The sequence below is a fragment of the Oerskovia douganii genome, from assembly GCF_015142735.1.
GTDB lineage: Bacteria > Actinomycetota > Actinomycetes > Actinomycetales > Cellulomonadaceae > Oerskovia > Oerskovia douganii.
Map to the genome: position 1 here is coordinate 21,552 of NZ_JACSPN010000015.1, position 21,953 is coordinate 43,504.

Sequence of the window (21,953 nt, forward strand, 5' to 3'; positions counted from 1 at the left end):
CGGGGCGCCCACGGGTCACGCGTCGTCCTCAGAGGTGGTTGCTCCTGAGTACACTTGGCCCTCGCCACTGCTTGGAGACCTTGAGCGGGAGGCAGACTCTTGGAAGGAATTGTCGATGGCCGACGTCGCCACAGCTGCACCCGAGACCCTCGCCCAGACACTGGCCGCGCACGCCGAGCGCGTACGCGGTGTGTGGCTCGACGCAGCCGCCCGTGAGCTCCACGGCCGCACCTCGCGGGGAGAGCTCGACCGCGAGCAGGCTGAGATCCTCGACGCGCTGCTCGACGGCCTCCGGTCCGGTGGGATCGCACTGGCCGACCCTGCGTTCGACCAGCTCCGCGGCATCCTCGCGGACGTCTCGGCGACGCGCGCCCGGCTGGGGTTCACCCCCCGGGAGACGGCGATCGGGATCTTCGCCCTCAAGGAAGGGCTGTACCCGCTGGCGTCCGCCGGCGTGGACATCACGCCGCTGCTCCGGCTCGTCGACCAGCTCGGCCTCCTGACGTTCGAGACGTTCGCCGCCGCCCGTGAGGCGATCATCGCGGAGCAGGCCGAGCAGCTGCTCGAGCTCTCGACGCCCGTCGTGAAGCTCTGGGAGGGCATCGTGGCGGTGCCGCTCGTCGGCACGCTGGACTCGGCCCGCGCCCAGGTCGTCATGGAGAAGCTGCTGAACACGCTCGTCGACACGGGCAGCGAGCACGCGATCATCGACATCACGGGGGTCCCCGCCGTGGACACCCAGGTCGCCCAGCACCTGCTCAAGACCGTGGTCGCTGCCCGTCTCATGGGCGCCGAGTGCACCATCAGCGGGATCCGGCCCCAGATCGCCCAGACCATCGTCGCCCTCGGCATCGAGTTCGGTGACATCCGCACGCGCGCCACCCTCGCCGACGCCCTCGTCGACGCGCTGCGCGCCACCCGTGCGGCTCGGCAGGTCGGGCTCCCCGCATGACCGACGGCGTCCCCATCCTCAAGATCGGCTCGACGCTGCTCGTCTCGATCCAGATCGACCTCCAGGACGACACCGCGCTGCGGCTCCAGGAGGACCTCGCCGAACGGATCACGGACACGGGTGCGCGCGGGGTCATCATCGACATCTCGGGCCTCGAGATCGTCGACTCGTTCATCGGGCGGATGCTGGCGTCGATCGCGGGCATCTCGCACGTGCTCGACGCGACGACGGTCGTCGTCGGCATGCGACCGGCGGTCGCGATCACCATGGTCGAGCTGGGGCTCTCCCTCGGCGACGTCCGCACGGCGCTCGACGTCGAGCGCGCCCTGGCCCTCCTCGCCCCCGTGGAGCAGTTCCCGGAGGACGTGCTGCTCGGGGCCGTCGAGCGCGAGGAGGGATGAGCGCGCCGACGACGACGGTCGAGCACGTACCGATCCGGACGGACTCCGACGTCGTCAAGGTGCGCCAGCTCGTCCGAGCGCTCGCCCAGCAGGCACGCCTCTCCCTGGTCGACCAGACCAAGCTCGTCACGGCCGCGAGCGAGCTCGCGCGCAACACCCTCGTCTACGGCGGCGGCGGTGACGCCGAGGTCCAGCTCGCCGTCGACGGCGTGCGGACCGGCGTGCGCGCGGTCTTCAAGGACGACGGCCCGGGCATCCCCGACCTCGACCTGGCGTTGACCGACGGGTGGACCAGCGGGAGCGGGCTCGGGCTCGGTCTGTCCGGCTCACGGCGGCTCGTGCAGCACTTCGCGATCGACACCGCTCCGGGCGCAGGCACTCGCGTCGAGATCGCGACCTGGTCCCGATGACGGCGGCGAGCGGCGTCGACGAGCGTCGCAGCATCGTCGAGAACGGCACCTGGTACACCGTGGACCACCCGTCCGCGGTCGGCCGGGTCCGCCGCGCGGCAACCTCCGCCGCACGCGACCTGGGCTTCGACGAGGACCGGTCCGCGAAGATCGGGATCGTGGTCTCCGAGCTGGCCACCAACCAGTGCCGGCACGCGGGCTCGGGTGCCGTGCTGGTCCGGGTGCGCCGCACCGGGGACCAGGCGCAGCTCGAGACCCTCGCCGTGGACTCGGGTCCCGGCATGCGCGACATCATGGCGGCCATGCGCGACGGCGTCTCGAGCAGCGGGACCCTCGGCATCGGGCTGGGCACCTTGCCGCGCCTCGCGTCGTCGTGGGACGCGTGGACCGCTCCCGGGCAAGGGACCGTCATCGCGGCGACCTTCGCCGAGCACGCCGGACCGTCGGTGTCGCCCGCCCCGCCGACGGGTGTGACCCGGGCCATGACCGGGCAGGAGGCGTGCGGCGACGCGTTCGCCGTCCGGCACGACGACGGCGTGCCGACGCTCATGGTCGCGGACGGGCTGGGCCACGGCTCGCTGGCCGCGGCCGCCTCGGGCGCCGCCGTGCGCGCCTTCCTCGATGCGCCCGCCGGCCCCCCGGTGGTACTCCTCGAACGCGTGCACCGAGCCCTGCCCGGTACGCGCGGCGCCGCCGTCTCGGTCGCCCAGGTGAACGGCGGGGTGCTGCGCCACGCGGGTCTCGGGAACATCTCCGGGACCGTCCACGGCGCACGAACGCGCGGCCTGGTCAGCCACCCCGGCATCGCGGGCGTGCCCGGGCGTCCCCTCCGGGAGACGACGTACCCGGTCGAGCGGGGCGACGTCGTCGTGCTGCACAGCGACGGGCTCACCAACCGCTGGTCGCTCGCCGACTACCCGGGGCTCGCGACCCGCTCCCCGCTCGTGATCTCCGGTGTCCTGCACCGCGACAACGCCGTCCGCCCCGACGACTCCTGCGTGGCGGTGCTGCCCGTCACCGGGCTGGAGCAGTGACCATGCCCCTCCTCGTGACCCAGCTCCGCTCCGACGCCGACGTCCTCGCGCTCCGCCGCGCCGGGCGCGAGATCTGCCGCCAGCTCGGCATGGACACCCAGGACCAGGTGCGGGTCGCGACCGCGCTCTCGGAGATCGGCCGGGCAGCGGTCTCGACAGGGATCGCCGACGTCGTCATCGCGGTCATCCCCGGCGTCCCCCACGCGACCCTGCGCGCCGAGTTCACGCCGGACGTGCCGTTCGTGCTCGACGGCGACTCGAGCGACGGTGGTGTGCCTGCCGCCCGACGCCTCGTCAAGGGGCTCGAGATCGATCCGACGGGCGCCCGGGTCGTCCTGACCAAGCCGCTCGGGACGACCGCGCGCATCGACGAGGCCTGGCTCGCCGCGGTGCGACGCTCCACCGCCGCGGCCCACGTCGCCGACGCCCTCGACGAGCTCCGGGTGCAGAACAGCGAGCTCGTGCGGACCCTGGACGAGCTGACCCACCAGAAGGAAGAGCTGCGGCGCTTCAACGACGAGCTCGAGGAGACCAACCGGGGCGTGCTCGCGATGTACGACCAGCTCTCGTCCGAGCTCGAGGAGACCAACACGGGGGTCGTCGCGCTCTACGCCGAGCTCGACGAGCGTGGGCGCGAGCTGACCGCGGCGAACGAGGCCAAGACCCGGTTCCTGCGCAACGTGAGCCACGAGCTGCGCTCGCCCGTGAACTCGATCCTCGGGCTCACGTCGTTGCTCGTGGACTCCCACCTCGACGCGGACCAGGCCCAGCAGGTGACCTTCCTGCGCGAGAGCGCGACGACCATGCTCCAGCTCGTCGACGAGCTGCTCGACCTGGCCCGGGCGGAAGCCGGCCACGAGGACGTCGAGCCCGCCCTGGTCGACGTGCCACGCCTGCTCGACGAGCTGCACGGCACGACCCTCCCGCTGCTGCGCCCCGGCGTGACGCTGCGGACGGTCGCCACGCACCGGCTCCCTCTCGTGACGGACCGACGCCTCGTCGCTCGCGTGCTGCGCAACCTCCTGGCGAACGCGGCGAAGTTCACCGACGAGGGCTGCATCGAGTTCACGGCGGAGACGGAGGGCGACCTGGTCCGGTTCGAGGTCCGGGACACGGGCCTCGGGATCCCCGAGGAGCAGGTGGAGTCGGTGTTCGAAGAGTTCGTCCAGGTCCCGAACCGGCTGCAGCCCTCGGTGCGCGGCACCGGGCTCGGCCTTCCCTACGCCCGACGCGCGGCGCAGGCGCTGGGCGGCACCCTCGAGGCGTCCTCGCGGCTCGGCAGCGGGAGCACCTTCACCCTCCGCCTGCCCTCGCTCCCGTTCGACGAGAGGCCCCAGGACGCCCCTGCCGGGGCCTTGCCCGTCGACGCCGCTCCCCCGACGGACGACCTGGGGCACGTGCTCGTCGTCGACGACGACAGGGCGTTCGCGTCCGTCCTCGTCGCCCTGCTGCAGGGCGACGCCGCGCGGGTGAGCGTCGCGCACGACGCCGCGCACGCACTCGCGCTCCTGCACGACGGCGCGGCCGACCTGGCCCTCCTGGACGTGCGTCTGCCCGGCATGGACGGCCCGGCGCTCAGGGCGAGGATCCGTGACCTGCACCCGGCGACCGCGACGGTGCTCATGTCGAGCGCCACCCTGCCGCCGCGCGAGGACCTCGCCGGGGTCCTGTTCCTCCCCAAGGCGAGCATCTCCCGCGACCACCTCGTCGCGACGCTGCGGCGCGCGAAGGAGGGCCGATGAGCCCGGCCCGCACGGTGCTCGTGGTCGACGACACCGCGGCGCACCGCTACGTCATGGCGAGCTGGCTCCGCCGCGCGGGCTTCGAGGTGATCGAGGCGGCGACGGGGAGCGAAGCGCTCGTGCGGACCACGTCGCAGATCGACGCCATGGTGCTCGACGTCAACCTCCCGGACATCCCCGGCGGGGAGGTCTGCCGGCGGCTCAAGGCCGACCCGGCCACCGCCCACATCCCCGTCCTGCACGTCTCGGCGACGGCCGTCGACGCGGCCTCCCGCACCGCGGGTCTCGAGGGTGGCGCGGACGCCTACCTGCCCGAGCCGCTCGACCGCGACGAGTTCCTCGCGACCATCAGCGCCCTGTGCCGTCGGCACGACGCGCAGCGCGGGGCCGGACGGCGGGCGCGACGGCTCGAGGCGCTCGCGAACGCCCTCGTGCCCCTCCACGAGGCGCGCTCGTACGAGGCGATCGTCGACCACACGGCCCGTGGCGCGTGCGCCGTGCTGGGACGCGTCGTCGTCGCGATGGTCGTCGCCGACACGGGGGTCGTGCTGCGCTCGGTCTGCGCGGCCGAACGCTCCGCCCTGGTCCGCGGGCGCGGTACGCATCCCGTGGTCGCGCCCGGCGACGGGTTGCCCATGGTCTTCGAGCCCGACGACGTCCCGGCTCCCTGGCAGCCTCTGCTGCGGGAGGCGGGGATCGACCCGTCACGGTGGTGGACCATGTGGCTCGTCGACAGCGGCGGCGCGCTCGTCGGGGGCCTCGGGATCCAGGTCGGCGAGGGCGACGGTTCCCTCTCGGACGAGGAGAAGGGCGTCGCCGGTCGGTTCGCCGAGGCCGCGACGGTCGCGCTCTCCAACCTGCGGACGTTCGCCGAGGAGCAGCGCATCGCGCTCGCCCTGCAGCGGGCGCTCCTGCCGTCCAGCCTGCAGGTGGGCGGCGGGGTGGACGTCGCCGCGCGCTACGAGGCCTCCGACGCCCGTCTGGACGTGGGGGGAGACTTCTACGACGCGTTCGACCTGCCCGACGGCAGGGTCGCGGTGGTCATCGGCGACGTCCAGGGCCACTCGCTGCGCGCCGCGATGGTCATGGCAGAGGTGCGGCTGACCCTCCGCGCCTACCTCCGCGAGGGGCACGACGCCCAGACGGCGCTGAACCTCCTCAACGAGGCGCTGCGTCACGACCACACCGAGTACGCGACGGTCTGCGTGAGCGTGCTCGACCCACGCACCGGCGCGGTCGAGATCACCGACGCCGGCCACCTCCCGGCGCTCGTCGTGCGCACGGACGGGTCGGTGGTGGTCGCGAAGGCCGGCTCGCGCCTCCTCGGTCTGCCGAACCCGGACGTGCGTCCCGCTCACCGTGACGTCCTGGGCTCCGGTGACCTGCTGGTGCTCGTGACGGACGGGCTCGTCGAGCGCCGCGGCGCCTCGCTGGCCGACGCCCTCGACCGCCTCGCCGTGATCGCCGGGGAGAACGCCGGGGTGGGCCCGACGGCGATGTGCGAGCGCCTGGTCTCGGTCTTCGACGACGCGGGTCGCGAGGACGACGTCGCCGTCGTCGCGGTCACGCGCGGCCCTGTGCCGCCCGCGACCGTCGACTGAGACCAGCGGCGCGCGAGCCCGCGCCTGCATCCGGCAGGACTACTCCACGCGGGCCGAGCGGTCCGCGCGGCGACGCGTCCTGATCCGCAGGGTCGTGCGGGACCGGAGGCGCCCGTCGGGGAGGACCACCGCGGCGTCGGCCAGGACGTCGTCGAGCCGCCCGGCGAGAGCGGGCAGGTCGGTGGCCGGGTCGACCGTGACGAGCAGGCTGAGGACGAGCTCCCGCCCCTCGTCGCGCAGGGTGGCGCTCGTCCGGTTGACCTCGGGGAGCTGACGGGCGGCGTGGGCGGTCGCGTCGGCCACGGCGCCCCGCGAGATCCGCAGGCGGGCCGTGCGGGTCGAGCCCGGCAGGTCCTGCTCGGGGACGGAGCGCGCGGGCAGGTGCGCGAGCATCCACCACAGGGCGACGACGGCGAGGACCACGGCGACCGCACCGGTGGCGTACGGCCACCACGGCTGGGCCGTGGCCTGCGCGACACCACCCGTGTCGAGCGCGTCGGGCACGCCGTCGACGACCTGCGACAGGGTCCCGGTGGTCCACAGGACGGCGCCGACGCCGACGACGAGCAGGACGAGGCCCGCGAGGGCGAGCAGTGCGCGGTCGAGCCGGAGGACGGTCCTGTTCATGGCCGTCCCCCGTCGCTCGCGAGGACGGTCAGGGCGGGCGGCTGCTCGAGCGCCCCGAGCTGGCGGGCGACCTCGTCGCGGACGTCGTCGAGGATGTCCGGCGACCCGGTCGTGCGGACCGTGACGCGAACCGCGCGGCGCGTGACCGACGTGCTCGCGCCGAGGACTCCCGGCACGTCGCGGGCCGTGGCGTCGACCCAGCGCCCGATGTCGGCCGCCCGCAGATGGATGCCGCTCGCTGCGGACACGCGCCGTGTCGTCCGGGGGCGGGGGCGGATCGCCTGCCACAGGAACCAGAGACCGACCAGGGCGAGCACTGCTCCCACCACCCCGACCCACGCCTCGGGCCGTAGGCCGTCCAGGGACTCGAGGAGGGAGTCGAACCAGCTGGTCCCCTGCCCCCGGAGCGCGACGAACGCGGCCTGGCCGGCGAGGACAGCGACCGCCAGCAGCACGATCGCCAGGACGAACGCCCAGGAGGTCAGGACGAGCGCGGCGCGGGGTGCCCTCGCCGGGGCGGGCACGTGCCGGGTGTGTTGGTCGTCCTGGGCATGCTGTGCAGCGGGTGCGCTCATCGGACTCGCGGCTCCTTGGTCGGACCGGACGTCTCGACGTCGGACGGGTCGACGATCCGTGCCACGGTCGTCCGCACCTCGTCGACGTGCACCCCGGCGAAGGTCAGCAGCTGGTCGCTCACCGCTGCGCACACCGCCCGCACGACGTCCGCGGCCGGGGAGGGCCACACGAGGGCGACCTCGAGCCGGACTCGTGCCCTGTCGCCGGACCGTGAGCAGGCGACGTGCGGGTAGCTGCGTCCCAGGGCCCGCCCCACGGTCCCCGCGGTCGTCGCGACGGGCGCGACCCCGGGCACGCCCAGCACCGCCGCGCGGGTCACCTTCTCGACCACCTTGTCGGCCACCCGCAGCGACCCGCGCTGCGGGGCGGGCCGCAGCGCCTGGGTCCGGGCGGCCGGCTCGCCGAGGGGCGTACCGGCGGGCGCGCCGACCGGCGTCGGGTCAGACATGGCGTCGACCACGGAACGCGGCGGCCAGGTCGATGCGCCCCTCGATCTGGGCGGCGACGAGCCATCCGACCCCGCCGAGCACGACGGCGAGGACGAATCCCCAGAAGCCGCCGAGGATCGCGGCGAGGGCCAGCAGGATGCCGGCGAACAGGCCGGTCGTGGACACGGACATGGGCTCTCCTAGGACTGCGCCCGCTCAGCGGACGGACGGCGATGAGGCGGGGACTCGAGGTCCTCGACGTAGACGCGAACTGGCTGCCGCACCAGCGGGCGCACGGCCTCGTGGACGTCCCGCGCGACGGGCGGGATCGGGCGTGCGGTGGAGACCACGACGTGGACCTCGGTCCCGTCGGGCCGGAGCCGCACCCCGGGCACGGCGCGCCCGGGCAGGTACGTGGCGACCTCGCCGAGGACTCCCGGGTGCAGGCGTACGACTCCCGGTACCGCGAGCACCCTGGCCACGACCCGGTCGGCCAGGTCGCTGTCGCTGTCACCGTCGCCGTCGCCGCGCGGGTGGGGACCCGCGCCGGGCGCGGCCCCCTGGGCGGGGGCGGGGCCTCCCGACGGCGGGGCCACCGGTCCCCCGGGCACGTCGCCTTCGTGCGGTTCACCGTGAGCGGCGACCACGTCTCGCGGGGTCGGGACGGCCTCGTGCGAGGGGCCGCCCGCGGACGGCGGCCTCGACGGTCCCGGAGGACTCGTCATCGGACTCGCCCGCCGCCCTCCTCGTCGTCGCCCTCGCCGGACGCCCGCTCACGCTGGGCGCGCCGGTCGCTGCTCGAGTCCGTGTCGTCGCCGGGCAGGTGGACGTCGTTGACGTCGATGTTGACCTCGGTGACCTCGAGTCCCGTCATGCGTTCGATCGAGGTGATGACGCTCCGCCGGACGGCCTGGGCCAGGTCGGCGATCGAGACGCCGTAGTCGGCGACCAGGTCGAGGTCGACCGCAGCCTGGCGCTCCCCGACCTCGACGTGGACGCCGGAGGTGGTGTCGCTCCCCGTGCCGGGGATGTACTCGCGGATCGCCCCGAACGCTCGGGCAGCTCCTCCGCCGACCGCGTAGACGCCCTGGACGTTGCGGGTCGCGATGCCCGCGATCTTGGCGACGACCTGGTCGGCGATCGTCGTGCTGCCGTGGTCGGACGCCAGGGCCGAGGTTCGTTCACCTCCGGACGCCGCTGCCGGCCCGCTGTCCCGGGTGGGGGAACCTGAGGTGGATGGACCCGTGGCGGACGTGCTCTGCTCACTCATCGTCGACTCCTCGTGCTCGGCGGCCGCCGCTCTCGGGGACCGGGTGTGCGGCGTGTCGGAAGTGGGTGCCGGCGGCGAGCGGTTTCGTCACACCCTTCCGGGTGTGATCTACGTCACACTCGACGCGTCCTCACGACTGGCGAGCGCCTCGGCCGTGGATATCGTCGGAGAGGTGGACACGTCGAGGGAGGCCGACGGCGCGGGGGCGTCCGTCTCCGACGTGGCGCTCGCACGCAGGGCGGCCCTGCGCGATCCTGAGGCGTTCACCGTCCTGGTGGACCGCCACGGGCCCGCGCTCTACCGGTACGTGCGACGCATGGTCCTCGACCCGGAGGTCGCCGCCGACTGCGTGCAGGACACGTTGGTCGCGGCATGGACAGGGATCCCGGACTTCCGGGGCGAGTCCACGCCCCGCACCTGGCTGTTCGGGATCGCGACCCGCCAGGCGTACCGGCACCGGACGCGCGCCGCGCGCCAGCCCGACCCCCTCCCCGAAGACCTCGTGGAGACCGTGGCACGCCCGCCCGACCAGGGGGCCGTGGACGCCGCGCTCGTCGCAGCCCTCGACATCGCCCTGCTCGATCTGCCACCGTTGCAGAGGTCGTGCTGGCTCCTGCGGGAGGTCGAAGGACTGCACTACGCCGAGATCGCCGAGATCCTCGGCACCTCGCACGACGTCGTGCGAGGGCTCCTGCACCGAGCCCGCGCCCACCTGGCGGCAGCGATGGAGGGATGGCGATGAACGACGACGCCGTCCTCGTGCGCGCGACCCAGGCTCTGCGTCGACACACCGACCACGGGTGGGTCGCCACCCGCGAGAGCGCGCTGCTGCGGGCTCTCTCCGCGTTCCGCCCGTCGGCCCCTGTCCGCGGACGCACTGCCGGTGCCACGGGCACCGTCGACTACGTCGTGTCCGCCGACGTCCTGGTCGCGGCCCTTCGCCAGACCGTGGCCGCCGTGCCCCGGGTCGCACCGCTGACCATCACCTGCTCGACCGACGACGCCGACCAGCTCACGACCGTGACGATCGAGGCCCTCGCCGCGTTCGACGAACCCCTCCTGCGCCTCGCCGCCACGATCCGGGACGGCACGGTCGCCCGGCTGACCGAGATCCTCGGCGAGCTCGCTCCCCCGGCAGACGCCGTCGCCGTCGACGTCGCCTTCACCGACGTCACGGACGACCCCGCCGACCTCTGACGCCGCGGACCACCCGGCCGGTCCACGACGCCCGCCGTGCGGGTGGTCCGGCCCCGCGATTGACTACGGAGGTCCCCGAGCCGACAGGAACCACCTTGACCGATCCGCACGCCGCCCCCCGCTCGACCGCATCACCGACCACACCGTCCGACGTCGTCGTCCTCGATCCGTCGCGAGGCGACACGGACCATGCACGACCGCTGGTCCAGGCCATCGGCCCCGTGCCCGCGATGAGCGGCGACGTCGCGGCAGCCCTGACCTGGGCATCCGACGTCGGCCGTACCGCACCGTCCCCGGGCGCCGGGCGCACGCTCGACCTGTGGGAGCTGCTCGCCTCGACCGCCGCGGCCGACGTCGGGGTCGCCCGCGTCCTCGAACCGCACCTCGACGCGCTCACGATCCTGGCGCAGGCCCCGGGCGCCGTGGACCTGGCGTCGATCGGCGTCGGCGAGGGCAGCACCTGGGGGGTCTTCGCCGCCGAAGGACCAGGCGTGCGCCTCGAGGCCCGCGAGGGTGCGGACGGTTGGCGGCTCACGGGCGTCAAGCCGTGGTGCTCGCTCGCGGCGACGCTCACGCACGCGCTCGTGACCGCGTGGACGACGGACGGGCGGCGGCTGTTCGCCGTCGGGCTGCGGGCGCCAGGCGTCGAGCCGCACGACGGCCCATGGGTCGCGCGCGGGTTCCCGGAGATCGTCAGTGCGCCCGTACGGTTCGACGGCGCCGCGGCCGTCCCGGTCGGAGGCCCCGGCTGGTACCTCGACCGCCCCGGCTTCGCGTGGGGCGGCATCGGCGTCGCGGCCTGCTGGTGGGGCGGGGCCGTGGGGCTCGCCCGCGAGCTGTACGCCTCGACCGGCCGCCGCGAGCCCGACCAGCTCGTCCTGGCCCACCTCGGGGCGGTCGACGTCGCGCTCACGGGCGCCCGCACCGTGCTCGCCGAGGCGAGCCGTGCCGTCGACGGCGACGTGGACCCCGGTGTGGCCCCGGGGGTGCTCGCCCGCAGGGTGCGCGGCGTCGTCGCGCGCGCGGTCGAGGAGACCGTGCAGCGGTGCTCCCACGCCCTCGGCCCAGGTCCCATGACCACCGACGAGGCGTACGCCCGCCGACTCGCCGATCTCCAGCTCTACGTCCGCCAGCACCACGCCGAGCGCGACGACGCCTCGCTCGGCCGCGACCTCCTGGCCAGCGGGCGGTCTCCGTGGTGACGTTCGACCATCGCGACGTCGGCACGACCGAGCAGGCCTGGCGGGCAGGCGGCCTCCTCGACCGGCTGCCGCCTCTCGACCTCCCCCAGACGGTGCGTGACCTCGTCGTGCTCGCCGCGCACCCCGACGACGAGTCGTTGGGGGCCGGCGGCCTCCTGGCACGGCTCGCGCACCAGGGAGCAGCGGTCACGGTGGTCGTCGCGACCGACGGCGAGGGCTCGCACCCCGGCTCGCCGACGTTCTCCCCGGAGGCGCTCGCGCGCCTGCGACGCCGGGAGCTCCTGGATGCCGTGGACCAGGTGGCGCCCGGTGCGACCGTGGTCTTCCTGGGTCTGCCGGACGGGGGCCTGCGCGAGCGGCGCGACGATCTGCACCGTCGCCTGTCCGGGCTCATGGCCTCGACCGGCGTCGGCGCGGGTCCGGGAGGGGACGGGGAGAGCCCGTCACCCGTCGTGCTGTGCGCGCCCTGGCGCGGCGACGGCCACCGCGACCACCGCATCGCCGGCGAGGTGGCGGCCGCCGTCGCAGGCGAACGGGGCGCGCGTCTCCTGGAGTACCCGGTCTGGTGGTGGCACTGGGCGGAGGCCGACGAACCGCAGGGCACGGAGCACATGCGGGTTCTGCCGCTCGCACCGGAGGAACGCGCCGCGAAGGTCCGAGCGCTGGCCGCGCACCGGACCCAGGTGGAACCGCTGTCGCCGGACCCGCGCGACGCGGCCACGGTCGGCCCGGAGATGCTCCGCCACGCAGACCGTGACGTCGAGGTCTTCGTCGAGGACCTCAGCCTGTCAGCAGGACCGGGACCGACGGCCGGGTCAGCCGGCTCGCGCGCGGTCACGAGCCTGCCGGCCCGGTTCTTCGACGACTTCTACCGTGGCCGCACCGATCCCTGGGGCTTCGAGTCCCGGTGGTACGAAGAGCGCAAGCGAGCCGTGACGCTCGCCGCGCTACCGCGTCGCCGCTTCCGGGCGGGCCTCGAGATCGGTTGCTCGACGGGGGTCCTGACCGCGGACCTCGCCGACCGCTGCGACCGGATGGTGGGCGTCGACGTGGCTGAGGCCGCCCTCGCGGTCGCCCGCGAGCGCCTCGGCGACCGGGCCGAGCTGCTGCGGCTCGAGACCCCTCACGAGTGGCCGGCGGACCGGTTCGACCTCGTGGTGCTCTCCGAGGTCGGGTACTACTACGGCGCGCAGGACCTGGAGGTCGCGCTCTCGCGTGCCGTGGGCTCGTTGACGCAGGACGGTGTCCTCGTCGCCTGCCACTGGCGTCACCCGGTCCCGGAGTACCCCCTGGGCGGCGACGACGTGCACGCGGCTCTTCGCGCGCGCGCCGACCTCGCACTCCTGGTGCGGCACGTCGAGGAGGACTTCGTCCTGGAGGTCTTCTCGAGGCCGCCGGCGCTGTCGGTCGCGCGCGAGGCGGGCCTGGCATGAGCGCACCGGACCGTGTGACGCGAGTGGCCGTCGTCGTGCCCGTGAACGACGAGGAGGAGCTGCTGCCTCGCTGCCTGGGCGCGCTCGAGGGTGCCGTGGCGCGGTTGCGGGCCGAGCGGCCGGTCGTGCCGGTCGCGGTCGTGGTCGTCCTCGACGCCTGCACCGACGGGTCGGCCCGGATCGCCCGGTCGTCCCCGTTCACGGTGGTCGAGACACGGCACCGGCGGGTGGGTGCAGCCCGCAGGGAGGGTGTCCGGGCCGCGAGCGCCCTGCTCGGGCGGGGGCGTCCGGAGCGGTCGTGGATCGCGAGCACCGATGCCGACTCGGCGGTCCCGCCGCACTGGCTCCTGCACCAGGTCGCGCTCGCCGAGCGTGGCGCGGACCTCGTGGTCGGCACGGTGCGCCCGGACTTCGACGACCTCTCCCCCGCGCAGCGCGCGGCCTGGCTCGCGACGCATCCCGTGGGCCACGCGAACGGTCACGTCCACGGCGCGAACCTCGGAGTCCGCGGCGACGTCTACCGCGCGGCGGGCGGCTTCCCCGCCCTCGCCGAGCACGAGGACGTCGACCTCGTGGCGCGGGCCCGTGCCGTGGGCGCTCGCGTCGTGGCGGCCGACGACGGCTGCGTCCTCACGTCGGGCCGTTCGGTCGGCCGCACCCCGGGTGGTTATGCACGGCACCTGCGCGAGGACCTCGTCCCTGGCGCGCAGGCGGGCTGAACGGCCCGGCCCGACGGCGCCTCCCGGGCCACCGCGTCTCGCGCGCCATGGCGTCGCGCCCGGACGGGAGGAGGCGTCCAGGACCGCGCCGGCACGGCCCCGTCGCCGGTCGCCGGTTCTGCACCTGGCTGTCGTCACGCCATGAGGGGAGCAGCTACCCAGCCCCTGAAGGGCACCCGACGCACGTGCGGGACCGCCTTCGTCCTCCGTGGCCCCTGAGGCGGGTGCTCGCGGTCGACGCCGCGCGAGCCTCCACGCACATCGCTAGATTTGCTCGGTGAACACCACCTCGTCGTTGCGCGGATCGACCACGACGACCGTCGTCGGTGACGTGGTGCGCGTGCTGGCGGGCCTCGCGATCCCGGTCGGCGGTGCGCTCTACGGACCGGTGGCGGTCGCCCTGCTCTCGCTCGTCCTGCTCGGGACCGTGCTCCCTCGCGCCGTCGGCCTCCAGGGCGTGGTCGATCCGCTGGTCGGGGTCGTCCTGAGCGTCGCCGCCTGGATCGCGCTGCTCGACCTCTACGCCCGGGTCTCCTGGCTCGACCTGGTGATGCACCTGCTGGCGACGGCCGCCCTGACGGTGCTCGCCTACGCGGTCCTGGTCTTCCTGGGATGCCTGCCGACCCCCGGCCCCCTCCTCGCGGGGCCCGACGCCGGTGCCCGTGCAGCCGGCCCGACCCTGCGTCGTCCCCGGACCGGTGCCGTGGTCACCGCCACGGCCCTCGGCGTGCTGCTGGCGCTGCTCTGGGAGGTCGGCGAGTGGGCGGGGGCACGGTACGTGGACCCCTCGATCGACGTCGGATACCTCGATACGCTGGGCGATCTCGTGGCCGGTGGGATCGGGGCGTTCGTGGCCGGTCTCCTCCTGGTGAGACGCTCATGAGCGTGCGTGGCGCCACGGGCGATCTGTCGTTGACCGTCGTCATCCCCGTGAAGGACGACGCGCGGCACCTGGAACGGTGCCTCGAGGCACTCGCTCAGCAGGTTCGCCTCCCCGACGAGGTCGTCGTGGTCGACAACGCGTCGACCGACGACAGCGCCGCCGTGGCGCGCCGCGCAGGTGCCCAGGTGCTCCACGAGCCCGCTCCGGGCATCCCGGCAGCCGCCTCGACCGGCTACGACGCTGTACGGGAGGGTGTGATCGTGCGCTGCGACGCCGACACCGTCCCGCCGCCGGACTGGCTGCGGCGGGTGCACGCGGCGTTCGAGCGCGACCCTGAGCTCGTCGCGCTCACGGGTCCCGGCGCGTTCTACGACCTCCCCGCTGCCCGTGCGTGCCTCGCGCGCACGTTCTACATGGGCGGGTACTTCTGGGGCATGCGGGCCGCGATCGCGAACGTTCCCCTGTGGGGCTCGAACATGGCGCTCCGGGTCAGCGCCTGGGAGGGCGTCCGCGACCGGGTGCACCGCGACGACCCCCTGGTGCACGACGACGCCGACCTCAGCTTCGCGCTGGGGAGCACGGCGCGGGTGCGCTTCGACCGCCGGCTCGTCGTCGGGGTCTCGGGCCGGACGTTCGAGTCGCGCGCCTCGTTGAGGCGTCGCTTCCGGTGGGCCTGGCGCACGCTCGCGGTGAACTGGTCGGTCAGTCCTCCCTGGGACCGGTGGGCCGCGCGCCTCGCCTCCGGAAGACGCCCCCGTGCAGCACGTCCAACAGCTCGGAGAGAGTCGTGAACTGCTGGAAGGCGCGCTCGACCAGCCCGTCGAGCTCCGTCAGCCGCTCCGGCGAGAACCCGAGCTGCGGCCCCAGCGCACGCAGGGTCTGCCAGCCGCTCGCCTTGCCCGTGATCGCACCGCGGAGCAGCTCGACCTCGAGCAGAGCGCTCAGCGGAGACGTCGAGCGGACGCGTCCGTTGAGCTTGAGTCGTCCGACGCGCTCGGCCACGGATGCTCCGAGCACCTTGTAGGTCCGCACGGGGATCTCCAGACGCTGCAGGCACGCGATCAGCCAGTCCCGTTCCTCCTGGAGCTGGGCCACGAGCGGCGTGACGGTCGCCCCCACGACCGTCCCGTCGTAGACCGTCGCCATGCGCCGGACCCGCTGGACACCGACCGTCGCACCAGCGACGTGGTCGTTGAGGTAGATCGCAAGGAGGCGAGTGTCGAGCCCGCCCGTCATGAGCCGGCCTCTTTCTGCTCCTTCGCGGAGGGCCGCACCGTGGGATCCAGGACGACCTTGATGCAGCCGTCCGTCTTCTTCTGGAAGAGGTCGTAACCGCGCGGCGCGTCCTCGAGGGAGAGTCGGTGCGTGCGCAGGTCCAGGACGCCCAGGGGATCGCCCGGGTCCGACACCAGGGGCAGCAGGTCGTCGACCCACCGCCGGACGTTCGCCTGTCCCATGCGCAGCGTGATCTGCTTGTCGAAGAGCTCCATGAGAGGCAGCGGGTCCTTGGCCCCGCCGTACACGCCCGAGATCGACAGGGTCCCGCCGCGACGCACGAGCGAGATCGCGGTGAGCAGGGCGGCCAGCCGGTCGACGCCCACCCGCTCGTTGATCGCCCCCGCGACGGCATCCGGCAGGACGCCTGCGGCCCGCTGCGCGAGCGCCGCCCCCGGCGAGCCGTGCGCCTCCATCCCGACGGCGTCGATCACGCCGTCGGCGCCGCGGCCGCCGGTCAGCTCACGCACGGCCCCGGCGACGTCGTCCACGACCGACACGTCGACGACCTCGATGCCGTGCCGCCTCGCCATGGCCAACCGCTCGGGCACGAGGTCCAGCCCGATGACCTGCCCGGCACCCCGGTGACGTGCGACCCGGGCCGCCATCTGGCCGATCGGCCCGAGCCCTACCACCGCGACGGTCCCTCCCGGTGGCACCGCCGTGTACTCGACGGCCTGCCATGCCGTGGGCAGCACGTCCGAGAGGTACAGGTACCGCTCGTCCGGTCCGCCGTCCGGCACGACGACCGGGCCGTAGTGCGCCTGCGGCACGCGCAGGTACTCGGCCTGGCCGCCCGGGACCTGCCCGTAGAGCCTCGTGTACCCGAAGAGCGCCGCCCCCTTGTCCTGGGACCGCACCTGCGTGGTCTCGCACTGCGACTGCATTCCGTGGGTGCACATCCAGCAGGTACCGCACGCGATCCCGAACGGGATCACCACACGGTCGCCCACCTTGAGCCGGGTGGCATGCGCACCGACCTCCTCGACGACGCCCATGGTCTCGTGTCCCAGGACGTCCCCGGGGTCGAGGTACATCCCCAGCACCGAGTACAGATGGAGGTCGGATCCGCAGATCGCGCTCGACGTGACCCGGACGATCGCGTCGGTCGCTTCCTGGATCCGTGGGTCGGGGACGTCCTCGACCGAGACCTTCTCCCTGCCCTGCCAGGTCAGTGCTCGCATGTCCTCGTCCTCTCGCTCGCGGTCGTCGTGCGCTGGTACCTCACCGTCGGTGCCGCTGCCGGGCGGTCAGGTCCTCGGCCGGTCCCCGCCCGGGGCCTCGTCGTGCCGCCCGGGTCCGTCCTCCGACGACCGCTGGGCCGCCGTCCGGATCTCCCGCCCCCGCTCGACGTCCTGCTGGAGCTTCTGCCGACGCTTCTCGCTCGCCCGCGTGTCGCGGGGCGGGAGCTGGATCGTCTCCTCGGCCGGGATGCCTCCCTGCAGCTCGCGTGCCCGCTCGAGCTCCGCGTCCAGCTCGGCACCGAAGAGCAGGGCGAGGTTCGTGATCCACAGCCACAGCAGGAACACGATGACCCCGGCCAGGGCCCCGTAGGTCGAGTCGTAGGAGGAGAACGTCGCGACGTAGAACCCGAACCCGACCGACGCGAGGATCCACACGAGGATCGCGACGACGGCGCCCACGCTCAGCCACCGGAAGCGCGGCTGCCGCACGTTGGGAGTCGAGTGGTAGAGCACTGCGACGATGAGGACGACCAGGAGCAGGACCACGGGCCACTTGGCGATGTTCCAGGCCGTGAGCGCTGCGGACCCCAGCCCGATCGCGTCCCCGATCGCGCGGGCCACGGGACCGGACAGGACCAGCGCTACGACGACCAGGACCGCCATGAGCACCACCGCTGCGGTCACGAGCAGCATCACCGGACGCAACTTCCAGACCGGGCGGCCCTCCTCGACCTCGTAGATGCGGTTCATCGCCCGGCCGAACGCCCCGACGTACCCGGAGGCCGACCAGAGCGCGACGACCACGCCGACGACGAGCGCCAGACCGGCCTTGTCGCTCCCGCCCGCGATCTGCTCGACCAGCGGCTCGAGGGTGGTCATCGCGTCGGCGGGCACGACCGAGGCCGCGATGTCCAGCACCTGGTCGACGATCTTCTCGCTGTCCCCCACCAGACCGAGCAGCGACAGGACCGCCAGGAGGGCCGGTGCGGAGGCCAGCACCGCGTAGTAGGTCAGGCCGGCGGCCAGGTCGAGGCACTGGTCCCGCGAGAACTGCCGGGCCGTCGTGAGCGCGGCGTGCTTCCACGACCGGCCCCGAAGGTCCGTCGGGGAGTCCGGCTTGCGCGGGTCGTCGGGTGCCGGCTCGGGGCGCTGGCTGCGGGGGGACGTGTCCATGGGGATCCTCCTCGCGGTCGGCCCGACCCTGCCGGTCCGCGATGGTGACAGACGAAGGACGTGAGCCCTTCGCGCATCGGTCACCGGGAGGACAGGTCGAGCGGCGCGGTGCACCTGGGCTCCCGGTCGGCCACTTCCTGACCTCCTTCGAACCTAGGCGGCAGTGCACCGCACTCGCCACCGGAGCGGCCGACGCGCACCCCACGGGTCGCGCCCGGCCCGGTCTGCCCCAGGCCACCCGAGGCAGGCGGACGTGACGTACCCCTCAGAGGACCTGCCCAGCGAGAGAAGTCCGCGAGCCGCAGGTACGGTCGGCGAGTCAGGCGGCAGCCTCACGCTTCCTTCCCCCCAAGGAGACGCCCCGTCATGTCGATCGACGACCGCACCCCCGCACCGCACCGCACCGCCACGGCCAGCACGGCCAGCAGGGCCTCCACCGTCTCCCCCGCTGCCTCCCCGGAACGCTCTGAAGGCTCCCGTGGCACCGGCCAGTGGCGCCACGACCTGACGAGCGAACGCTGGTGGTGGTCCGTCGAGACCTTCCGCATCCACGGGTTCGAGCCGCACGAGGTCGTGCCCACCACGAACCTCGTCCTGGCGCACAAGCACCCCCAGGACCGTGAGCGCGTCCGCCGGCTCCTGGAGTCGGCCACGGTGTCCGGCCGCCCGTTCCACAGCACGCACCGCATCATGGACGCGCGCGGGGAGGAGCGGGTCGTCGTGATGGTCGGGCAGGGGCGGCGCGACCCGCAGTCGGGCGAGGTCGTCGAGCTCATGGGCTACGTCGTCGACGCGACCGCGCCGGTCGCCGAGCGCGCAGCAGGCCTCGCGGACGGCCACCTCCGGGCGGCCTTCGCCCACCGGGGCGCGATCGACCAGGCCAAGGGGATCGTGTCGGCGACCCACGGTGTGACGATCGACGAGGCGTTCGCGCTCCTGCGCAGCACCTCGAACACCCACAACGTGCCGGTCCGTACCCTTGCCGCCCATCTCGTTCGGCTCGGCGACGACCGCCCCGCGGACGAGCGGCGGACCCTCGTCGACGAGTACCTCCACGACCCCGGGCGCGCGACGGGCGAGGTGTCCGCCGTGCACGGCTGACCGGAGCCGTCCGTCGCGCCAGGCCGGGCCGAGGTCACGGCACGGGCAGGTCCGGGACCTCGAGGCTCGCGTCGGCGTACGGCGCGAGCAGCAGCGTCGCGGTCGCCCACCCCCGGGTCAGGAGCCCGGTGTCCGAGTCCGGCTCGGAGTGCCGCTCGGTGCCGGAGTACTGCAGCGTCAGGTTCCGGTCGTCGTCCTCGTGGATGCGCGCCTGCACCAGGCCGAACGTCGCGAGCGGCGCCTGGCGCAGCCCCTTGAGCCGGTCGGGCTCGCAGTCGGGCACGTTGACGTTGAGGACCCGTCGGCCCATCGGGGTGCGCCCCACCCACTCGACGACGTGGTCCGTGACGAGGCGCGCGGTCTCCCAGTGCCTCGGCTCGGCCGCGTCCATGGAGACGGCGATCGACGCGATGCCGTGGGTCGTCGCGGACAGCGCGGCCCCCACCGTCCCGGAGTGCAGGATCGCGTTGCCCGTGTTCGCCCCCTTGTTCACCCCGGACAGGACCAGGTCGGGCTTGCCGCCGAACCCGCCGTAGGCCGCGACGAAGGCGATGAGCGCGGGGGCGGCCCGGACCGCGAGGGACGTCACGCCGTCGGGCAGTCCCGGAGCCTGTCGCGGCTCGACCGCGAGCCGACCGTCCTGCTCGGCCCCCAGGAGCGACGCGCTCGCGCCCGAGGACTCCCGTGCGGGCGCGGCGACGACGACCTCGTAACCCGCGTCGAGCGCGGCGCCGGCGAGCACCGCCAGGCCCGGGGAGTCGATCCCGTCGTCGTTGGTGATGAGTGCACGCATGATGGCTGGCCTCCTGTGCCGGTCGGTCCGTCAGTCGGTCTCGCGCACCGTGACGCGGTGCGCGAACCGTTCGATCTGGTCGCGGTGCCCCGTGCCCAGGCCGCGCCGGGTCACGTTGAGGGCCCCCGCGGCGGCCCCGAGCCGGACGGCGTCGGGCAGGTCCAGGCCCCGGGCGAGCCCGACGGCGATCCCCGCCGTCATCGAGTCGCCCGCCCCGCGATGGTCCACGGTCGTGACGGACGGGCTCTGCACCGTGTAGCTGTGCTCGCGCGTGATCAGCAGCGAGGGCGCCTCGGCACGCGAGACGATCACGGCGCGCGGGCCGGCGGCGAGCATCTCGTCGGCCGCGGCACGCAGCGCCTTCTCGCTGTCGTCGGACGAGAAGCCTCCCTCGACCATCTCCTCGTGGCTGATCTTCAGCACGGCGCCGGGCTCCTGCGCGACCGCGCGCGCCTGCGCGCCCGACAGGTCCGCGACGACCTGACGCTCGGACGCGTGCAGGTCACGGGCGAGGCGGCCGAAGAAGTCCGGCGGGACGCCCACCGCGGTGCTCGAGCCGGTGAGGATGGTGACCGCGGCGTCGAGGGCCGAGACCAGCACGGTGCCGTAGAGGTCGTCCACCTCGTGCCGGTTCAGGGGGAACGGGTCCATCGCGACCACCTCGGTGCGCTCGCCGCTGCGCCGGTCGTGGACGTAGGCGCCGTTGGCTCCCGTCGACGTCACGCGCAGGTCGAGGTGCTCGGCGCGCGCCAGGTGCGCGGCGACCGTCCCCGTCTCGCCGCCGAACGGGCCGCACACGATCGCGTGCGCTCCCAGGGAGTACGCCATGCGCGCGAGCCACAGCCCCTGCCCTCCCGGGTGCACGTGCACCTCGGGCGACGTCTCGTGCGGCCCGGCGGGCTCGATCTCGATCGCCAGGAGCGGGGTGAGCGCGAGCACGCACACGGTCGGGTCGTGGGACTCTTCGTCGGCCATCGGTCGAGCCTAGGACGGGCCGTCCGGGGCCACCCGTCGAGGGGCACGGTCGCCCTGTGGGGCCCGTCACACCCGCCGCCGCCTGCCGTGGGGCTCCCAGGGAGACGCGTCGGCCGCGGCCGGCGAGCCGCACGGGGTGGTAGGAAGGACGCCACGACCGCGCGCACCCGCTCGGGGCAGGGCCGACCACGAGGAGATCCATGGCGTACTTCCGTCGCACCGGCGCGACGACGTTCGACCCGACCGAGCACGTCGGAGGCGCCTGGCGCACCGACGAGCAGCACGTCGCACCGTCGCTGGGCCTGCTCGCCCACGTCGTCGAGACGGACCGCGCCGCCCGTGGTCGCGACGACCTCGCACCGACCCGGCTGTCCTACGACATCTGGGGCCCCTACCCCCTCCTCACGCTGGACGCCCGGGTCCGGGTGCTGCGCCCGGGCCGCACCGTCGAGCTGGTCGAGGCCGAGCTGCTGTGCGACGGCCGCTGCGTGATCACCCTGCGGGCCTGGCTCACCCGGACCTCCGACACCGCGGCGCTCGCCGGAGGCGCGCCCGGACCGCTCGCCGAACCGGGGGCGACGCCGCCCTGGGACCCGGCAACCGTGTGGCCCGGAGGATTCATCGAGTCCATCGAGGTCCGCCGCAGCCTGGTCGAACCCGGCCGCGCCACGGTCTGGGCCCGCACCGACCACGGCCTCGTCGAGGGAGAGGACGTCGGTGCGCTCGCCCGCGCGGCCGGTCTGCTGGACGCCGCGAACGGCATGTCGGTCCGCGCGCACCCCCGGGAGGTCGCGTTCCCGAACGTCGACCTCACGGCGCACCTGCACCGCGCGCCGGGCAGTGGCTGGCTCGGTCTCGACACGACCGTCACGTTCGGCCCCACCGGGGCAGGCCTGACCCGGAGCACCCTCCACGACGAGCAGGGATCGATCGGCGCCCTCGCGCAGTCCCTGGTCGTCCGCCCCGCATGAGGCGGG

At 74.1% G+C, this 21,953-nt stretch carries 26 protein-coding genes; 15 read left to right on the forward strand and 11 right to left on the reverse strand.

All coding sequences use genetic code 11. The features are described from left to right. Window positions 1–115 precede the first annotated feature (115 nt). The 6 genes from H9623_RS12015 to H9623_RS12040 are packed head-to-tail and all read left to right on the forward strand — an operon-like array spanning window position 116 to window position 6,140. Window positions 116–952: an STAS domain-containing protein gene (locus H9623_RS12015; RefSeq protein ID WP_193720286.1), complete on the forward strand. Its 837-nt coding sequence runs from the start codon at window positions 116–118 to the stop codon at window positions 950–952. Then, window positions 949–1,353: an STAS domain-containing protein gene (locus tag H9623_RS12020; protein ID WP_193720287.1), complete on the forward strand. Its 405-nt coding sequence runs from the start codon at window positions 949–951 to the stop codon at window positions 1,351–1,353. The genes H9623_RS12015 and H9623_RS12020 overlap by 4 nt, the downstream gene beginning before the upstream one ends. Next, window positions 1,350–1,763, forward strand: a complete 414-nt coding sequence (locus H9623_RS12025; RefSeq protein WP_193720288.1) for an ATP-binding protein — start codon at window positions 1,350–1,352, stop codon at window positions 1,761–1,763. The genes H9623_RS12020 and H9623_RS12025 overlap by 4 nt, the downstream gene beginning before the upstream one ends. After that, entirely contained in the window at window positions 1,760–2,797 is a 1,038-nt protein-coding gene (locus H9623_RS12030) for an ATP-binding SpoIIE family protein phosphatase (RefSeq protein WP_193720289.1), read from the forward strand. Before H9623_RS12025 ends, H9623_RS12030 begins: the two co-directional genes overlap by 4 nt. Before the next feature lie 2 nt (window positions 2,798–2,799). Then, on the forward strand, window positions 2,800–4,539 hold the full coding sequence (locus tag H9623_RS12035; RefSeq protein ID WP_193720290.1) for an ATP-binding protein: 1,740 nt from the start codon (window positions 2,800–2,802) through the stop codon (window positions 4,537–4,539). Continuing rightward, the gene (locus tag H9623_RS12040) at window positions 4,536–6,140 is read left to right on the forward strand and encodes a fused response regulator/phosphatase (RefSeq protein WP_193720291.1); all 1,605 of its coding nucleotides are present in this window, start codon (window positions 4,536–4,538) and stop codon (window positions 6,138–6,140) included. Before H9623_RS12035 ends, H9623_RS12040 begins: the two co-directional genes overlap by 4 nt. Window positions 6,141–6,179: 39 nt before the next feature. Here H9623_RS12040 and H9623_RS12045 read toward each other — a convergent pair whose 3' ends face one another. The 6 genes from H9623_RS12045 to H9623_RS12070 form a co-directional block, all read right to left on the reverse strand. After that, a complete protein-coding gene (locus H9623_RS12045; RefSeq protein WP_193720292.1) occupies window positions 6,180–6,767 on the reverse strand; it encodes a hypothetical protein in 588 nt (195 codons plus the stop codon). Further along, entirely contained in the window at window positions 6,764–7,342 is a 579-nt protein-coding gene (locus tag H9623_RS12050) for a DUF6286 domain-containing protein (RefSeq protein WP_193720293.1), read from the reverse strand. Before H9623_RS12050 ends, H9623_RS12045 begins: the two co-directional genes overlap by 4 nt. After that, a complete protein-coding gene (locus H9623_RS12055) occupies window positions 7,339–7,791 on the reverse strand; it encodes an Asp23/Gls24 family envelope stress response protein (RefSeq protein WP_193720294.1) in 453 nt (150 codons plus the stop codon). Before H9623_RS12055 ends, H9623_RS12050 begins: the two co-directional genes overlap by 4 nt. Beyond that, the gene (locus H9623_RS12060; RefSeq protein WP_193720295.1) at window positions 7,784–7,963 is read right to left on the reverse strand and encodes a DUF2273 domain-containing protein; all 180 of its coding nucleotides are present in this window, start codon (window positions 7,961–7,963) and stop codon (window positions 7,784–7,786) included. The genes H9623_RS12055 and H9623_RS12060 overlap by 8 nt, the downstream gene beginning before the upstream one ends. 8 nt (window positions 7,964–7,971) lie before the next feature. Further along, entirely contained in the window at window positions 7,972–8,382 is a 411-nt protein-coding gene (locus H9623_RS12065) for an Asp23/Gls24 family envelope stress response protein (RefSeq protein ID WP_227748586.1), read from the reverse strand. Between the two features lie 110 nt (window positions 8,383–8,492). Continuing rightward, window positions 8,493–9,041 carry an Asp23/Gls24 family envelope stress response protein gene (locus H9623_RS12070; RefSeq protein ID WP_193720296.1) on the reverse strand — a complete coding sequence of 183 codons (549 nt, stop codon included), beginning with the start codon at window positions 9,039–9,041 and terminating at the stop codon, window positions 8,493–8,495. Window positions 9,042–9,213: 172 nt separating this feature from the next. Here H9623_RS12070 and H9623_RS12075 point away from each other — a divergent pair, with 172 nt between their 5' ends. From H9623_RS12075 to H9623_RS12105, 7 genes are all read left to right on the forward strand, one after another. Continuing rightward, window positions 9,214–9,783 carry an RNA polymerase sigma factor gene (locus H9623_RS12075; RefSeq protein ID WP_193720368.1) on the forward strand — a complete coding sequence of 190 codons (570 nt, stop codon included), beginning with the start codon at window positions 9,214–9,216 and terminating at the stop codon, window positions 9,781–9,783. Then, window positions 9,780–10,238, forward strand: coding sequence for a hypothetical protein (locus tag H9623_RS12080; protein WP_193720297.1), 459 nt, complete (start codon window positions 9,780–9,782; stop codon window positions 10,236–10,238). Before H9623_RS12075 ends, H9623_RS12080 begins: the two co-directional genes overlap by 4 nt. 95 nt (window positions 10,239–10,333) lie before the next feature. Then, window positions 10,334–11,440: an acyl-CoA dehydrogenase family protein gene (locus H9623_RS12085; protein ID WP_227748587.1), complete on the forward strand. Its 1,107-nt coding sequence runs from the start codon at window positions 10,334–10,336 to the stop codon at window positions 11,438–11,440. Then, the gene (locus H9623_RS12090) at window positions 11,437–12,873 is read left to right on the forward strand and encodes a PIG-L family deacetylase (protein ID WP_321575424.1); all 1,437 of its coding nucleotides are present in this window, start codon (window positions 11,437–11,439) and stop codon (window positions 12,871–12,873) included. Before H9623_RS12085 ends, H9623_RS12090 begins: the two co-directional genes overlap by 4 nt. Continuing rightward, window positions 12,870–13,592 carry a glycosyltransferase gene (locus H9623_RS12095; RefSeq protein ID WP_193720299.1) on the forward strand — a complete coding sequence of 241 codons (723 nt, stop codon included), beginning with the start codon at window positions 12,870–12,872 and terminating at the stop codon, window positions 13,590–13,592. Before H9623_RS12090 ends, H9623_RS12095 begins: the two co-directional genes overlap by 4 nt. Before the next feature lie 277 nt (window positions 13,593–13,869). After that, complete coding sequence (locus H9623_RS12100; protein ID WP_193720300.1) at window positions 13,870–14,475, forward strand: hypothetical protein; 606 nt, start codon at window positions 13,870–13,872, stop codon at window positions 14,473–14,475. Continuing rightward, the gene (locus H9623_RS12105) at window positions 14,472–15,266 is read left to right on the forward strand and encodes a glycosyltransferase family 2 protein (RefSeq protein ID WP_193720301.1); all 795 of its coding nucleotides are present in this window, start codon (window positions 14,472–14,474) and stop codon (window positions 15,264–15,266) included. The genes H9623_RS12100 and H9623_RS12105 overlap by 4 nt, the downstream gene beginning before the upstream one ends. On the opposite strand, the gene H9623_RS12110 is transcribed toward H9623_RS12105, so the two are convergent. From H9623_RS12110 to H9623_RS12120, 3 genes are all read right to left on the reverse strand, one after another. Then, window positions 15,178–15,711 (reverse strand): hypothetical protein, encoded by a 534-nt coding sequence (locus H9623_RS12110; RefSeq protein ID WP_193720302.1) that lies wholly within the window; start codon window positions 15,709–15,711, stop codon window positions 15,178–15,180. The genes H9623_RS12105 and H9623_RS12110 overlap by 89 nt on opposite strands. Further along, a complete protein-coding gene (locus H9623_RS12115; protein ID WP_193720303.1) occupies window positions 15,708–16,934 on the reverse strand; it encodes a zinc-dependent alcohol dehydrogenase in 1,227 nt (408 codons plus the stop codon). The genes H9623_RS12110 and H9623_RS12115 overlap by 4 nt, the downstream gene beginning before the upstream one ends. Before the next feature lie 66 nt (window positions 16,935–17,000). Beyond that, the gene (locus H9623_RS12120) at window positions 17,001–18,107 is read right to left on the reverse strand and encodes a YihY/virulence factor BrkB family protein (protein ID WP_193720304.1); all 1,107 of its coding nucleotides are present in this window, start codon (window positions 18,105–18,107) and stop codon (window positions 17,001–17,003) included. A gap of 366 nt (window positions 18,108–18,473) precedes the next feature. On the opposite strand from H9623_RS12120, the gene H9623_RS12125 reads away from it, so the two are divergent. Beyond that, window positions 18,474–19,208, forward strand: a complete 735-nt coding sequence (locus tag H9623_RS12125) for a PAS and ANTAR domain-containing protein (protein ID WP_193720305.1) — start codon at window positions 18,474–18,476, stop codon at window positions 19,206–19,208. Between the two features lie 34 nt (window positions 19,209–19,242). Here the strand turns inward: H9623_RS12125 and surE are convergent, their stop codons facing one another. Further along, window positions 19,243–20,001, reverse strand: a complete 759-nt coding sequence (gene surE, locus H9623_RS12130) for a 5'/3'-nucleotidase SurE (protein WP_193720306.1) — start codon at window positions 19,999–20,001, stop codon at window positions 19,243–19,245. A 30-nt stretch (window positions 20,002–20,031) separates the two neighbouring features. Then, on the reverse strand, window positions 20,032–20,976 hold the full coding sequence (locus tag H9623_RS12135; protein WP_193720307.1) for a 1-phosphofructokinase family hexose kinase: 945 nt from the start codon (window positions 20,974–20,976) through the stop codon (window positions 20,032–20,034). A gap of 200 nt (window positions 20,977–21,176) precedes the next feature. Between H9623_RS12135 and H9623_RS12140 the strand changes: the two genes are divergently transcribed. Further along, the gene (locus H9623_RS12140) at window positions 21,177–21,947 is read left to right on the forward strand and encodes a thioesterase family protein (RefSeq protein WP_193720308.1); all 771 of its coding nucleotides are present in this window, start codon (window positions 21,177–21,179) and stop codon (window positions 21,945–21,947) included. The last annotated feature ends 6 nt before the right edge of the window (window positions 21,948–21,953 follow it).